The following is a 15,342-nucleotide window of genomic DNA, read 5'->3' as shown; positions in this document are numbered from 1 at the left end:
GGTCACGGCCGCGACTAGGCGATCTTTGCGGATACGGCGTCGTTATTTTTGCGGATCCGATCATTAGTGGCGAAAAGTGAAAATCGGACCGTGTCTAACGGTGGTCTCAGCACGCTGACGACGGCATTAGCGGGTTGGTCGTGATGTCACTGGGCGCCCTCGATGTCTGGTCGCGAATACCGAGTCCTCCGCTGCGCCTGACGGCGAAGCCCGAGTACGACTTCCGGGCGGGTGTGCCGGACGTCGAACTGTTTCCCTTCGGCACCTGGCGTGACCTGCTCACCGAGCGGCTCCAGGCGTTGCCGCCGCACTCGCTCACCTACGACGATCCGCGGGGGCACCCGGCGTTGCGGGCCGAGATCGCCCGCCGACTCGGGCCGTCGCGGGGGATCCGCGTGCCGGCCGATGCGGTGCTGGTCACCGCCGGGTCACAACAGGCGCTGGACGTCGCGGCGCGGGTCCTGCTCCGGCCCGGGGACCGGGTCGCGATGGAGGAGCCGGGGTATCCGCCGCCGCGCCGGCTGTTCACCGCGCTGAGCGCGCGACCGGTCGGGGTACGCGTGGACGCCGAGGGCATCGTCGTTGACGAGATCCCACCCGACTGCCGTCTCGTCTACGTGACACCCGCCCACCAGTTCCCGCTGGGCGTGCCCATGTCGCAACGGCGCAGGAGCGAACTGGTCGCCTGGGCCGGACGGCACGGCGCGGCGATCCTCGAGGACGACTACGACAGCGAGTTCCGGTTCACCGACGACCCGCTCGGATCCCTGTACGGCCTGGACTCCGAGCACGTCATCCACGTCGGCTCCTTCTCGAAGGTGCTGCTGCCCGCCTTGCGACTCGGCTACCTGGTCGCGCCGCCGCGGTTGCGGAGGGCGCTGGAGAAGGCGAAGTACCTCACCGACCTGTACGCGCCGACCATCGAGCAGGCGACGCTGGCGCGCTTCATGGCGGAGGGCGGATTCGCCGAGCACGTGCGGAGGGCGCGGCAGGAGTACCTGGACCGATGGAACACCGTGAACCGGCTCCTGCACCGCGACTTCACCGGCCTGCTCACCCCGCTGCCCTCCGTCGCGGGCCTGCACGTCAGCGCGTCCGGACCGGACGGCATGTGGCCGGTCGTACGCGCCGCCCGGCGGGCCGGCGTCTGGCTGTACTCCCTCGGCGACTTCACCGAGCCACGCGACTCGGTGCACGGACTGGTGTTCGGATACGGGGCCGTTCGGTCCGACCGCATCGAGCCGGGCCTGAACCGGCTGCGAGAACTCCTCTGAGACCCGGATGTCCTTCGTCTCGTCCCGCAACGAAAGGATGCACATGTCGGAGAAAACGGCCACCTTCTCGCTGAGCGCCGACGAGCTCGCGCAGTTCCATCGCGACGGCTACATCGGGCCCTTCGACCTGTACGAGCCCGACGAGATGGAGGCGAACCTGCGCGCCCTCCGGCCGAAGCTCATCAACTCGAAGACCTCCATCTACTCCCAGGACAAGGCGATATCCGGCAACACCAACCTGTCCAGTTACGACCGCCACCTGGACATCGACTTCCTGGCCGAGCACATCACCCGGCCCGAGATCGCCGACCGGGTGTCCAGCATCCTCGGACCGGACGTCCTGTGCTGGCGCAGCGAGTTCTTCCCGAAGTACCCGGGCGACGAGGGCACGGACTGGCACCAGGCGGACAACTTCTCCAACGTCGCCGGTTCGAAGCATCCGCAGATCGTGTGGCCGGAGGACGCCGAGTTCGGCGGCACCATCACCGTCTGGGCGGCGTTCACCGAGGCCAACGTCGACAACGGCTGCCTGCAGTTCATCCCCGGGTCGCACCGGACGATGAACTACGACGAGTCGAAGAGCATGGACTACGACGCCGACAGCATCAACCAGGTGGAGAAGAACGGCGTCCGGCGCGGCTTCTTCGGCTACGACTACCGGCAGTTGCAGAAGGACCCGGACTGGAGCCCGGACGAGTCCAAGGCGGTCTCCCAGGTGATGCGGCAAGGGCAGTTCGTCATCTTCTGGTCCACGCTCATGCACGCGTCGCACCCGCACAGCGGCCGTACGGACAAGATGCGGCTCGGTTTCGCGGGCCGCTACCTGCCGACCTCCGTACGGGTCTATCCGCACTCGACCGAACTGGAGGAGTTCGGCGGCTCCGCGAGCCTGGACAGGTTCGGGAACGTCCTGGTCTCCGGGCGGGACGAGTTCGGGCACAACCGGTTCGTCGACGCCACGGTCAACGGTTTTCGCTTCGAGGCTCGGTAGGAGGGCGTAATGGCCGGTCAGGCGGATCTGCAGCAGTGGGTCATCGGGGTGGGCCGGGAGCTCGGGCTGTCCCTGCAGAACGGAGATGACGACTTCTTCGACGGTGGTGGCGACTCGCTGGACGCGGTCCGGCTGATCGAGCGAGCCGAAGAGGAGTTCGGTGCGGACGCCCTCCCGCCGGACGACCTCTACAGCGGCAGCACCGTCCGGGAGATCGCCGCCACCCTGTCACGCAGCGCCACCCGGGACACCGTGTAGGGAACGGGCGTGCACACCACCCGGATCCACCGGCTGAGGGCCACCCCGGAGGCGCTGTCGATCCACGACCGGATCAACCGGACCGGGGCGGCCTACCCGGACGACCGCGGCGTCGCCGAGCTCTTCGAGCGTCGCGTCGGGCTCCACCCCGACGCGACCGCGGTCGTCCACCGGGACCGTACGCTCAGCTACCGCGAGCTCAACCGGCGGGCCAACGCGCTGGCCCGGCGGTTGAGCGGCGCCGGGGTCCGTCGGGGTGACGTGGTGGGGGTGTGCCTCGCGCGGTCTCCCGAGCTCATCGTCACGCTGCTGGCGGTGCTGAAGTGCGGGGCGGCCTATCTCCCCGTCGACGCCGGCCCGCTCGGCGAACGGCAGCGCGGAATCCTGCGCGACGCCGAGTGCCGCATCGTGGTCACCGACCGGCCCGAATCGATCGGATCCGGTCTGCCGGACGGCGCCGTGCTGCCGGTGCGCCCGGACGGTCCGGCCTCGGCGGACGATGACGCCGACCCCGTCACCGGCGTCGGCCCCGACGACATCGCGTACATCAACTTCACGTCCGGTTCCACCGGCAGACCCAAGGGCGTGCCGATCCGCCACCGCGCCATCGCCCGGCTGGTGCACGGCGCCCGCTACGCACGTCTGGACGAACACACCACGTTGCTGCAGCTGGCACCGGTCGCCTTCGACGCGGCGACGTTCGAGATCTGGGGTGCGCTGCTACTCGGCGGCACCTGCGTCCTGTACCCCTCGACGTACGTGCGATTGTCCGAGCTGCGGCAGGTGATCGACGACCATCGGGTCACCGTCGTGTTCCTCACCACGGCGCTGTTCAACGTCGTCCTCGACGAGGCCCCCGACACCCTGGCCGGCGTCGGCACCATCCTGACCGGCGGCGAGGCGCACTCCCTGCCGCACATGGAGACCGCCCTGCGGCGGTACGGCGCCGACCGGGTCGTCAGCGTCTACGGCCCGACCGAGTGCACCACGTTCGCCACGTACCACCCGGTGCGCCGGCTGGCGCCGGAGGAGTCCGCGCTGCCGATCGGGCGGCCCATCCAGAACACCCGCCTCTATCTGGTCGACGGCGACCGGCTGTGCGCGGTCGGCGAGACCGGCGAGGTATGCCTGGCCGGACCGGGCCTGTCCCCGGGCTATCTCGGCATGCCCGAGGCCACCCGCGACCGGTTCGTCGACTGCGAGATCGACGGAAGGCGGGAACGGCTGTACCGCACCGGCGATCGAGGCCGATTCCGGGCCGACGGCGACGTCGTCTTCCTGGGCCGGCTGGACGAACAGGTAAAAATCAACGGATACCGCATCGAGCCGGGCGAGATCCGGCACCACATCGACCTGCATCCGGACGTCAAGCAGAGCCACGTCCTGGTCGGGCGGAGCGCCGGCGGCCACAAGACCCTGCTCGCGTTCGTCGTACCGGCCGGCGAGGGCTGCACCACGGCGTCGATCCGTGATCACCTGACCACCCGGCTGCCGAAATACCTGGTCCCGTCCGTGATCCGGCTCTGCGACGCGCTCCCGCTCACGGCCACCGGGAAGGTCGACCGAGAGGCGCTGCTCGCCCTCCACGGGGACACCTAGGCGATATTTACGGACTCGGTTAGGCCCTGTTTGCGGATACCTGTGGAACGCCGATTCGACGACGCTTGAACACGCTTTGACTGCACGGTCAAGGTGGCTCGACAGCCGAGACATGACTTCTGCGAAAGGCGGCGGCATGGCGAACGAACCGGCGGTGACCGTGGGCGGTGTGACCTATCAGGTCACGCCCGAGTATCTGGCCAATGCGGCCTCGGACGCCGGCAACACCGCAGAGCAGATCAGAGGCCAGTTGGACCAGCTCAAGTCCTACGTCGTGAGCCTGGAGGCGTCGTGGAGAGGCGTCGCGCACGGCCGGTTCGTGGCTCTGATGGCGGAGTACGACGTCCTGTCCGGCATGCTCCATGACGCGCTGACCGGCATCGCCAGTGGGCTGCAGGGCAACTACGTCAACTACCGAGACTCCGAGCAGCAGAACCTCACCAACCTGGCCAACATCGAGGCGGGCATGCCCGGCGGCCACACCGCCGTGGCCAACCTGACCTGATCGCGACAGCGGAACGTGAAAGGAGCAGGACCATGCCCGACATCGATGGCACGCAGATCTATGTGGGAGAGGGCCTGGGCGCCGCCGGCGGCTGGATCAACGGGCGCGCGGGTGAGATCGCCGGCGAGCTCGAGGCGCTGAAGGCCAAGCTCATGCCGCTGCAGGACACGTGGCAGAAGAGCCAGGCGGCGACCTACTACCAGGACCTGCAGCAGGAGTGGAACATCGCGGCCGAGGGCCTGTTCGGGCCGGACGGCGTCCTCGGCCAGATCGCCCACGCGATGAACGTCAACTGGGGCAACTACACCGACGCCGAGTGGTCGAACGTCCAGACCTGGAAGCACTGACCACGCGCGTGAGATCGAGGGAGCGAGGAGCCACCGGTGGCCGATGAACGGTGCCGGATCACGGTGGTGGGTGAGCGCGGCCGGGTGGACCTGGCGGTGCCGGCGCGCGCGCCCATCGCCGCGTACGTCCCGATGCTGGCCGATATGTGCGGCGAGCCGGACTCCGACGCGATGCCGGCCGCCTGGTCGCTCGCCCCGGCCGGTGGGGGACCCTTCCAGCCGGGTGTGTCCCTGGAGTCCGTCGGCGTGCTCGACGGCGAGACGCTGTACCTGCGGGACGTGGTCCAGGGCGAGTTCGACGGACCGGTCGTCGCCGACGTCGAGGAACAGGTCGCCGAGGTCGAGGACGACGGCAGGACGTGGAACGCCCGGGCGCGGGCGCACACGACGCTCGGCCTCGGGCTGCTCATCGTGCTGGCGGCGGCCGGCGCACTCGGTTTCGGCGCCGACCGCACGCCCCTGCTGACCCTCCTGCTCTTCGGGGTGGGCGTGGCATCCGCCGCGGTCGCCTGGGTCGCCGGCCTGAAGATCTGGCCGGTACCGACGGTGATGCGCCTGGGGCTGGCCGTGGCCGCGTGTCCCATCTTCGCCTCCGCCGCGTCGGCGCTGCCGCTGTCGAGCCCACGGACGTCGGTGATCGCGGCCGTGGTGAGCGCGTCGATCGGAGCGTTCGCCTCGTACCTGGCGGCTCCGGCGATCACCACGATGGTGCTGCAGGCGATCTGCGCGGTGGGTCTCGTGCTCGCCGTCCCGCTGGCCCTGCTGCGCGCCGACCTGCTCGAGGCGGCGGCCGTGGTGGCCGTCGCGCTCTTCCTGGTCCTGGGGGCGCTGCCCAGGGCCGCGGCACAGATCGCCGCCGTGCCACCGGGCCCCTCCGAGATGGAGGACGTGGAACGGGCGGTGCGCCGGGTCCAGAGTCTGCTCATCTTCCTCAACGCCCTGTGCTGCGTGGTCATCGCGGCCTGCCTGACCGTGCTGGCCGGCTCTCGCGACTGGTACGCGCTCGGGCTGGCGTTGTGCCTGGGCCTGGCGCTGCTGTGCCGGGCGAACTCGGCGCGACTGCGGGCGGTGGTCGCGGCGGTCCTGCTCAGTGGGGCGACCGGGCTGGTAGGGCTGTCGATCCAGGCGCCCGCCGCCGTCCTCGACCTTCTCGGCTCGGCCGGCCCATCCGGCTGGGCGGGCCCGCTGGCCGCGCTCTGGTCGGGCGTGATCGTGGTCTGGTGCGGCCTGGTGATGTGCTTCCGCAGTTCCCTGCAGCAGGCCGACTTCGACGAACGGTGGCGATGGCCGGGCAGCGTCGCCACCTTCCTCGGCGTGATCAGCGTCCCGCTCGCCGTCGGCGTCTTCGGCGTCTTCGACGCCCTGATGCGGGCCGGCGGAAGGATGTGACGCCGTGCTGACGAGGAAGGCCGCCCGCGAGCGCGTCGCGCCCGGCAGCTGGGGGGCGCACGCCACGATCGGTGCGGCCGTACGGGCCGCCGCCCCCGGTGCCGTCGTCTCGGTCCAGCCGGGCGTCTACCGGGAGAGCCTCGTCCTCGACGGCGACGTGACCGTCGTGGCCGAGAAGGGCGCGGGCACCGTACGGGTCGTCGCGGCCCGAGGTCCGGCCCTGACCGTCCACGGCGGTCAGGCCACCGTCGAGGCGCTGACGCTCGAATCCGCGGGTGACGCGGCCGTCCTCGTCCGCGCCGGTACGCCCGCGCTGCGCGACTGCGAGATCACCGGCGGCCGGGTCGAGGTCACCGGGGATGCCATCGCCGTCCTGCGGAACTGCTCGATCAGCGGCACCGACCGGACCGCCGTCCACCTCACCGCCACCAGCCGTACGACGCTGGAGGACTGCGTGGTACGGGACGCGGGCGGCGACGGGATCACGGCGGACGACGAGGCGCGGGCCGAGTGCACCGGGACGATCGTGCGCGGCGTGGGCGGCCGTGGCGTCCACCTCTCCGGCTCGGCGCGTGGGCGGTTCACCCGGTGCGAGATCCGCGACGCCCGGACCGCCGCGGTCCACGCCGAAGGCGCGTCCGCCCTCGTGCTGACGGAGTCCCGGCTGCACGACAGCGGCATCGGGGTCTGGCTCGGCGGCACGGCCGGGCGGCGCTCGGCCGGGGAGAACGAGCCCCGCCGCGACGCGGCGTCGGCCGAGGAGCCGGCGACGTCACGGTCCCACGCGGTGCTCCTCGACCGGTGCGAGATCTTCGCCACGACGAACGCGGGCCTGCTGGCCGAATCGGAGGCCGCGGCCGTACTGGACGGCTGCCACGTACACGACACCGGCCGGGCGGCGATCGTCGCCGCCGGGTCCAGCACGCTCGAGCTGGACGGCGTACGGGCCGTCGACGCCGGGGACACCGGACTGGCCGTCTCGGGCGACGCCGCCGTCCAGGCGCGCGAGGCGACGCTCGCCCGCAGCGGGGCCAACGGCGTCTACGCCACGGGAGACGCCCGGCTGACACTGACCGACTGCGAGATCCGCGACACCGCCTACACGGCCGTGCACCTGGGCGGCGCGGCACGGGCCACGCTGGCCGACTGCCGTATCAGGGACACGCCGGAGTACGGCGTCCGTGTCTGCGAGCAGGCGGAGCTGACCGCACGGGACGTCGAGGTGCGCGACACCGCGATGACCGGTATCCGCCTGGAGGGCGGCGACGCGGCACTGCGCGGCTGCCGGATCGGCCGTGCGGCCACCGGTGTAAGCGTGCGCACGACGCACCGGCCGCTGCTGGCGGGGTGCGAGATCTCCGAGATCGGCGGCGTCGGCCTGGAGATCGGGCCGGACACCGAAGCGCTCGTCGAGGAATGCCGGATCGACCACACCGGCTCGACCGGGGTGTACCTCGACGCCGGCAGCGTCGTGCGGATCGACGGCTGCACGATGACCGGGGTGGAGGGCAGCGGGCTGTACGCCGGGACCGGCACCCGGGCGCGCGTCCGCGGACTGGTCGTGGAGCGCCCGGCCCGGAACGGCGTGTTCGTCGCCGAGAAGGCGGCGGGCCTCTTCGAAGACTGCCGGATCTCCGACGCCGGCTATCCGGCGATCTACGTGGAGGCGGAGGCCGGACCGGTACTGCGCCGGTGTTTCGTCTCCGGCGGCGACCACGATCTCGTCGTGTGCGACGGCGCCGAGCCCGTCATCGAGGACTGCCGGTCGGACGGCGTCCGCGACGCGACCCTGCCGCAGGGCACCGTGGCCACGCCGTCCGCGACGGTCACCGCCGTCACCGGTGGCCGGCCCGAGGCGCACGCGGACGAGGACGAGGAGCAGACGCCCGAGGAGCGGCTCGCCGAGCTGCGCACCGAGCTGGACCGGCTGGTGGGCCTGGACGGGGTGAAGCGCGACATCGTCGGTCTCACCAAGCTGATGCGGATGGTGAAGGTCCGCGAGGAGGCGGGGCTTCCGCCGCCGCCGCTGTCCCGTCACCTGGTCTTCGCCGGGAACCCCGGCACGGGCAAGACCACGGTCGCGCGGCTGTACGGCGGGTTCCTGCACGCGCTCGGCCTGCTCCAACGCGGCCACCTGGTGGAGGCCGACCGTGGCGACCTGGTCGGCGAGTACGTCGGTCACACCGCGCCCAAGACGCAGGCGGTGTTCCGCCGGGCGCTCGGCGGCGTGCTGTTCATCGACGAGGCCTACGCGCTGGTTCCGCACGGGCAGTCCAACGACTTCGGGCAGGAGGTCATCTCCACCCTGGTGAAGCTGATGGAGGACCACCGTGACGACGTCGTGGTGATCGTCGCCGGCTACCCGGGGGAGATGCGGCGTTTCCTGAGCTCGAACGCCGGGCTGGGCTCGCGGTTCAGCCGCACCCTGACGTTCGACGACTACGCGTCCGAGGAGCTCGTGCGGATCGTGCGCTACCACGCCGACCGGCACGAGTACGAGTGCGGTGAGGACACCGTCGAGGCGCTGCACCGGTTCTTCGACGAGCTGCCCCGGGGAGAGCAGTTCGGGAACGGCCGCACCGCCCGGCAGGTCTTCCAGCTGATGACCGAGCGGCACGCACTGCGGATCGCCGATGACCTGACGGCGGCAGGTTCCGGCGATCTGACGACGCTTCTGCCGGTGGACCTGCCGCCGCTGGAGGCCGTATGAGAATTACTTGTGAGACATGTTGCTCCCGTAAACGCTCCAGCTCGGCGGCGGCGGGAACTTCGACTGCTTATCGGTGTGCGCGTATACCTGACCCGAATGGTTTACGAGGGCGATGTATTCACCCAGGACCTCCAACGCATCTCCGATGTTCTGAAGGTTCTTCTCCTGCACCGGGTTCATCGACGCTGCGAATTGTTTCGCCGGCCCCTGCCAGTCGCTGGGGGACCGTTCGCCTTCGTTCGGCGCAGGGTTGTACGTGCCCGGTGCCAGATAAGTGGTTCCCGGGCTGTCCTGGAAGGCGGTGTCCATGGCTTGCTGGCCGAACACGGTGTCCATTCCTCCCAGCACCTTTTTCCGTAGATCCTCGTACGACTGGACCAGTTCGCGGGAGGTGGTGAGCATGTTCTCGACCTGGGCGGCCATGGCCTCAGGGGTGACCAGGATGTCATCGACGTCGATCTGAGTCGTGCCGGCGCCGGGGTCGCCGGGGTCGCCTTCCTTGATGTCCTGAGGGTCCGTGTTGAACGACGGCCGAGAATCCCAGACCTTCAACTCGGGTGAGTCGGTGTTTCCGAGATCCGGAGTCTGAGTGTTGGTTTTGTCATTCGGGTCGTAGGGATGGATGTCGTACTTCGATTTGATCGGATCGGTATCGGTCATCGCTCCTCCTATCCGGATGGCGGCGAACCACCACCATAGGCTATTCTGACGATAATGGTACGACTTTGACAACCTGCAAGTTGCGACTATGTTGGTCGCGTCGGGCGGTATCGGACCGCGGCCGATCACATCGGTGGCCGGATGGAGGCGACACAGAATGACGCAGCCACCCCCAGGGGACTTCAAGGTATTGCTGCAGAGTTTGCATGACGCCATCGGCACTGTGACCAGAGAGAAGAGCACGATCTCCACCGAGCTTGCGGCGATCGATAGGAACACCACCGACCTGGTCGCCGACTGGAACAGTCCCGCCGAAGAAACCTTCGATGTCATCACGAAGTGGTTCGGGCAGGCATCCAGAGACCTGACCGACGCGCTCGACGACATCATCAAGCGGTTGCAGACCACCTGCAACAACTACGCGCAGGCCGAGACGCACAACTACCAGAACGTGGACAAGGCGCTCGTCGGGCCGCAACCGCTGACCGCGGGCACCGCGCAGAACGGGCCAATGCGCTACAAGCTGGCGCCGGGTCCCGAGCACGGGAACAGGACGCCGCTGAAGCCGGTCACCTCGGACCAGCACAAGGTGGTGTTCTACAAGTCGGTTCACCCGTACGCGCAGGGGATGCGGGTCACCTCGAATGCGGTGCTCTACAAGTTGCTTCCCGGCCCGTACGCGCAGGGGACGCCGGTCACCTCGAATGTGGTGTTCTACAAGTCCGTTCACGGCCCGTACGCGCCGATGACGGTGCCGCCGGGGAAGCACTTCTACATGTCGGTTCCCGGTCCGCCTCAGCCGATGACGGTGCCACCGGCTGGAGCGTAGGCATGAGGCGGTAAGGCCGCTCGACGGCCGAAGCCGATCCCTATGAGGGGGTGACGTGTCCCGATGGACGCGGATTACGACCACGTACAGAAGATCGCGTTGTCGCTGTCGGGCCTGAACGACTACGCGAAGCAGATCACTCAGCACGGCGAGAACATCAAGACCGCCCTCGACAACATCATCACCGCGCTGACCGGCCTGCAAGTCGATTGGGCCGGCCCGTCGCAGCAGGAGCACGAAGACGTCTCCAACCGGTTCGACCGGGTCAGCAGGGCGGTGCTGGGCAGCAAGGAGAGGCCGGAAGAAGGCGTGATCAACGCCATCACCCACGGTCTGGGCGTGGTGGGCAGCAACTACGGCAAGGCCGAGGCCGGCTTGGTGGACGTCTGGAACCAGTTCGCCGGCAAGCTCGGCACCAGCAGCGGTAAGCAGCCCACGGAAACTCCTCCCGACCAGATGGATACCAACAAGACGGCGATCACCGCCGACTATCCCCCGCTCGCGAGCTGATCACGACCACCCAGACGGTGGTGACCGGGCCGGGCGGTCCGCCCCTGTGAACCCCGCCCGGCCCGGGGCCACCGCAGTACGGATCTCACATCTGAGGCAGCCGAACCGATGAGCAGGATCGCTTTCCACCGTCCCGCCCGGATGGCGCCACCACCGGTGCCCGAGGAGAAGATCTCCCTCGCGGCGCCGCCGCAGCTGCCACCGTCGAACGGCATGTCCAACATGCTGATGTTGCTCCTGCCGGTGTTGACCAGCGTCAGCATGGCCGCGTACCTCGTCTCCAGCGGTCGGCGCTGGATGATGGTCCTCGGGGCCGTCTTCGTGCTGTCGTCGGTCGGGTTGACCGTCGGGGTCCGGGTGCAGATGGGCGGGAAGGGACGCCGGACGCGGGAGCACCACCGCGAGCGCTACCTGGAGTACCTCGGCGGCTTCCGGCGCCAGGCACGGCAGGTGGCAGAGGTTCAGCGGTTCGCCGCGGCGTGGGTGCATCCGAGTCCGGAGCGGCTGTGGGCGATCGCCGTCCGACGGCGCCGTGTGTGGGAGCGGCGCGCCGACGACCCGGACTTCCTCCATCTCCGCCTGGGCACCGGGAACGGCCCGCTCGCCATCACCCTCACGACCACGAAGCGGTCCGATCCGTCGGTGGAGTACGACCCCCGGTCGCTGCACGCGGCGGAGGAACTCGTCCAGACCCACAGTTCGGTCGACCGGCAGCCCGCGTGGATCGACGCCGGGCGCGCCGGCGTGATCAGCGTCCTCGGCCCCGAGGCCGAGATCCGCGAGGCGACGGCGGCGCTGCTGTGCCAGCTCGCGGTCCTGCACGCGCCGGACGACGTGCAGCTGATGGTCGTCACCGCCGGTGACCCGCGCTGGGAGTGGACCAAGTGGCTGCCGCACACCTACGAACCGGACACCCGCGACCGCGGCGTCGAGGTCGTACCGCTGGTCGCGGAGGGCATCGAGGGCCTGGCGGATCACCTGGAGGCCGAGCTCGATCGGGCCACGGCGGCACGCGCCGAGCGCGGGTCCCGGCTGGTCTCCCTGACGGCCGCCGACGGGCCGAAGCGGCGGCTCGTCATCGTTTTGAACGACTATGACCCGCAGGCCGCCTGGGCCCGCTCGCCACTGGTCACGCGGCTGATCGCGGAGGCCGGGCCGGAGCTCGGTATCACGGCCGTCTGTCTCGTCACCGAAGAGGTCCGCGAGCCGGAGCGGGTCGACGTCCGTGTCCGGCTGGACATCCGCGGCGGCCTGTCCCTGGAGGGGCGCGGCGGCCTGCACAGCGTGATGACGGACGCCACGGTGGACCGTACGGAGCCCGCACTCTGCTCGCAGATCGCCCGTGCGCTCGCGCCGCTGCGGCTGTCCGGTGAGAAGGACCAGGTTCTGTCCCAGTCCGTGTCGTTGCCGGGCATGCTCGGGATCGGCGACATCGCCTCGCTCGATCCGAGCGCGCACTGGCGTGCCCCGGATGACGAGGAGCTGCTGCGGGTGCCGGTCGGCGTGGCGGCGAACGGCGAGGCGCTCGTGCTGGACCTGAAGGAGTCGTCACAGGGCGGGGTCGGGCCGCACGGGCTGATCGTGGGCGCGACCGGTTCGGGCAAGAGCGAGCTGCTGCGCACACTGGTCACGGGCTTGTCGATGACGCATTCGCCGGAGCATCTGGGCTTCGTGCTCGTCGACTTCAAGGGCGGCGCGACGTTCGCGGGCCTGACCGGGTTGCCGCATGTCGCGGGGCTGATCACGAACCTGGCCGATGACCTGTCCCTGGTCGAGCGGGTCCGGGTCGCGCTGATAGGGGAGCAGCAGCGCCGGCAGCGACTGCTGCGGCAGGCGGGCAACGTCGACTCGATCCGCGACTACCAGCTGAAGCAGGCGGCCGGTGGCACCGACGTCGACGGTGCGCCGCTGCCGCCGCTGCCGTACCTGATGATCGTGGTGGACGAGTTCGGGGAGCTGCTGTCGCAGCGGTCGGACTTCACCGACCTGTTCGTGCAGATCGGCCGGCTGGGCCGCTCGCTGGGCATGCATCTGCTGCTGGCCACCCAGCGGCTGGAGGAGGGGCGGCTGCGCGGGCTGGAATCGCACCTGTCCTACCGCATCTGCCTGCGCACCTTCAGCGCCACCGAGAGCCGCACGGTGATCGGCACGCCCGACGCGTACAAGCTGCCGCCGATTCCCGGCTCGGCCTACCTCAAGGTCGACGAGTCCGTCTACGAGCGGTTCCGGGTGGCCCACGTCTCCCGGCTGTACGAGAACGAAAGCGAGGACGCCGACGGGACGGAATCGATCACGCCGGTCCCGTACACGCTCCGGACGCCCATCGTCCCGGAGGAGACGGCGCCGGTCCCGTCCCGTCCTACCGCGTCCGGCGGCACGACCACCGAGTTGCAGATGCTCGTGGACCGCTTGGCGGAGAGCAGCGCGCCGACCCACCAGGTGTGGCTCGCGCCGCTGCCGCCGCGCTTCCCGCTCGATCTGCTGCTGGCACCCGTGGCGCCGGTGCCGGAGCACGGCCTGCAGAGCCGGGCCTGGTCGATGAACGGGGAGTTGAGGTTCCCCGTGGCCGTCGCCGACCTGCCCGCCCGGCAGGAGCAGCGGCCCGTCGTGCTGGACCTGACGGGCGCGCACGCGCACCTCGCCATCGTCGGTGCTCCGCAGAGCGGCAAGAGCACGTTCCTGCGTACCGCGCTGATCAGCGCGATGCTCACGCACACGCCCGAGGAGTTGCAGTTCTACTGCATCGACCACGGCGGTGGCGCGCTGCACGGCCTGGAAGGCGCCCCGCACGTGGCCGGGGTCGCCGGCCGCCGTGACGCCGAGCGCGTGCAGCGGGTGCTGGCCGAGGTGACCCGGCTGATCGCCGTCCGCGAGCGGATGTTCCGGGAGCTGGGCGTCCAGTCCGCGGCCGACTTCCGGAGAATGCGGGAGACCGGAGCCCTGCCGCCGGGCGTGCGCGGCGCCGACGTCGTTCTCGTCGTCGACAACTGGGGCGCACTGCACGCGGAGATGGACGACGCCACCGCCCTGGCCACCGACATCGCCACCCGAGGCCTCGGCGTCGGCGTGCACCTGATGATCACCGCGAACCGCTGGGCCGAGATCCGGATGAGCCTGCGCGACAGCATCGCGGGCAGGCTCGAACTCCGCCTGAACGACCCCACCGAATCGGAGGTCAACCGGCAGGAGACCCGAAGGCTGGGCAAGACACCGGTCGGCCGTGGGCTGATGCCGCCCGGCATCCCCTTCCACGTCGCCCTGCCCCGCATGGACGGCACCGACGACCTCGACGGGATGGGCGACGCGCAACGGGAACTCGTCGCCGCGATCGACGACGCGTGGGACGGGCCGCCCACGCCGCCGCTCAAGGTGCTGCCGGAGCGGCTCACCGTCACCGAGCTGGACGCCGTCGCGGCGGCGTCGGCCGGGCAGGATCCCTGGGACGGCGGCGAGCGCGTCCCGACCGAGACCGAAGTCCCGATCGGCCTGTCCCAGGACGACCTGCGGCCCGTGGGCCTGGACCTGACCGCCGGGCAGCCGCACTTTCTCCTCTTCGGCGACTCGGGGGCGGGCAAGACCTCGTTCCTGCGGGCCTGGATGCGGGGTATGGCCCGCCGGCACTCGCCGTGGGAGGTGCGCTTCATCGTCATCGACTACCGGCGCAGCCTTCTCGACGTGGTGCCCGAGCCCTACATCGGTGCGCAGGCCGGTGATCCTGACCTGGCGGCCACCTTCGTCGGCCAGGTGGCGGACAAGCTGCGGGAGCGCATGCCGCCACCGGAGATCACCTCCGGTCGGCTGCGTGACCGTGACTGGTGGGAGGGGCCGGAGCTGTACGTGGTCGTCGATGACTACGACCTGGTGGCCAACGGCCCGGAGCGCGGGCCGTTGGCGCCGCTGGCCGCGTTCGTCACACAGGCGGAGGAACTCGGCCTCCACGTCGTGCTCGCCCGCCGGGTCAGTGGCTCGGCGCGGTCACTGATGGCCGATCCCCTGCTCGGGCGGTTGCGCGAGTTCGGCGCCGACGGGCTCATCCTGTCCGGCGATCACCGCGAGGGTCCGCTGATCGGCGATCAGCGCGCGGTGGAACGCATTCCGGGACGTGGCGTGCTGGTCCGGCGGCGGCAGAGCCCGGAGCTGATCCACGCCGTGCTGGACGAGGAGACCGAGCCACTGGTCTCTCCGCTACCGCAGAGAGACCTCGGATCTGTTTCCGCTGTGTAGTGATCATTTTCGGGCGACGACTCTCGCCCGATTCCGACTGATCGAG

At 70.0% G+C, this 15,342-nt stretch carries 12 protein-coding genes; 11 read left to right on the top strand and 1 reads right to left on the bottom strand.

Annotation, left to right across the window (positions count from 1 at the left end; translation table 11 throughout):
- Positions 1 to 143: 143 nt before the first annotated feature.
- The 8 genes from ACQP2O_RS42575 to ACQP2O_RS42540 all read left to right on the top strand — a co-directional run bounded on the left by ACQP2O_RS42575 (position 144) and on the right by ACQP2O_RS42540 (position 9,073).
- Positions 144 to 1,274, top strand: coding sequence for a PLP-dependent aminotransferase family protein (locus ACQP2O_RS42575; RefSeq protein WP_433191342.1), 1,131 nt, complete (start codon positions 144 to 146; stop codon positions 1,272 to 1,274).
- A 43-nt stretch (positions 1,275 to 1,317) separates the two neighbouring features.
- Positions 1,318 to 2,265, top strand: coding sequence for a chlorinating enzyme (locus ACQP2O_RS42570; protein WP_433174893.1), 948 nt, complete (start codon positions 1,318 to 1,320; stop codon positions 2,263 to 2,265).
- Between the two features lie 9 nt (positions 2,266 to 2,274).
- Entirely contained in the window at positions 2,275 to 2,523 is a 249-nt protein-coding gene (locus ACQP2O_RS42565; protein WP_433174892.1) for an acyl carrier protein, read from the top strand.
- 9 nt (positions 2,524 to 2,532) lie between these two features.
- Positions 2,533 to 4,122: an amino acid adenylation domain-containing protein gene (locus tag ACQP2O_RS42560; RefSeq protein WP_433174891.1), complete on the top strand. Its 1,590-nt coding sequence runs from the start codon at positions 2,533 to 2,535 to the stop codon at positions 4,120 to 4,122.
- A 136-nt stretch (positions 4,123 to 4,258) separates the two neighbouring features.
- Positions 4,259 to 4,627 carry a WXG100 family type VII secretion target gene (locus ACQP2O_RS42555; RefSeq protein ID WP_433174890.1) on the top strand — a complete coding sequence of 123 codons (369 nt, stop codon included), beginning with the start codon at positions 4,259 to 4,261 and terminating at the stop codon, positions 4,625 to 4,627.
- A 32-nt stretch (positions 4,628 to 4,659) separates the two neighbouring features.
- Entirely contained in the window at positions 4,660 to 4,974 is a 315-nt protein-coding gene (locus tag ACQP2O_RS42550; RefSeq protein ID WP_433174889.1) for a WXG100 family type VII secretion target, read from the top strand.
- Between the two features lie 36 nt (positions 4,975 to 5,010).
- Positions 5,011 to 6,363, top strand: a complete 1,353-nt coding sequence (eccD, locus tag ACQP2O_RS42545; protein ID WP_433174888.1) for a type VII secretion integral membrane protein EccD — start codon at positions 5,011 to 5,013, stop codon at positions 6,361 to 6,363.
- A 4-nt stretch (positions 6,364 to 6,367) separates the two neighbouring features.
- Entirely contained in the window at positions 6,368 to 9,073 is a 2,706-nt protein-coding gene (locus tag ACQP2O_RS42540) for a right-handed parallel beta-helix repeat-containing protein (protein ID WP_433174887.1), read from the top strand.
- A gap of 3 nt (positions 9,074 to 9,076) precedes the next feature.
- Here ACQP2O_RS42540 and ACQP2O_RS42535 read toward each other — a convergent pair whose 3' ends face one another.
- A complete protein-coding gene (locus ACQP2O_RS42535) occupies positions 9,077 to 9,733 on the bottom strand; it encodes a hypothetical protein (RefSeq protein ID WP_433174886.1) in 657 nt (218 codons plus the stop codon).
- Between the two features lie 88 nt (positions 9,734 to 9,821).
- On the opposite strand from ACQP2O_RS42535, the gene ACQP2O_RS42530 reads away from it, so the two are divergent.
- From ACQP2O_RS42530 to eccCa, 3 genes are all read left to right on the top strand, one after another.
- Complete coding sequence (locus ACQP2O_RS42530; protein ID WP_433174885.1) at positions 9,822 to 10,562, top strand: WXG100 family type VII secretion target; 741 nt, start codon at positions 9,822 to 9,824, stop codon at positions 10,560 to 10,562.
- 63 nt (positions 10,563 to 10,625) lie between these two features.
- Positions 10,626 to 11,072 carry a WXG100 family type VII secretion target gene (locus tag ACQP2O_RS42525; RefSeq protein ID WP_433174884.1) on the top strand — a complete coding sequence of 149 codons (447 nt, stop codon included), beginning with the start codon at positions 10,626 to 10,628 and terminating at the stop codon, positions 11,070 to 11,072.
- A gap of 108 nt (positions 11,073 to 11,180) precedes the next feature.
- Entirely contained in the window at positions 11,181 to 15,296 is a 4,116-nt protein-coding gene (eccCa, locus tag ACQP2O_RS42520; protein WP_433174883.1) for a type VII secretion protein EccCa, read from the top strand.
- Positions 15,297 to 15,342: the final 46 nt, after the last annotated feature.

Source organism: Actinoallomurus sp. CA-150999, from assembly GCF_050942425.1.
In the GTDB taxonomy this organism is placed as follows: domain Bacteria; phylum Actinomycetota; class Actinomycetes; order Streptosporangiales; family Streptosporangiaceae; genus Actinoallomurus.
The sequence above is the reverse complement of the archived record's forward strand: the minus strand, read 5'-3'. Positions and strand labels throughout refer to the sequence as shown.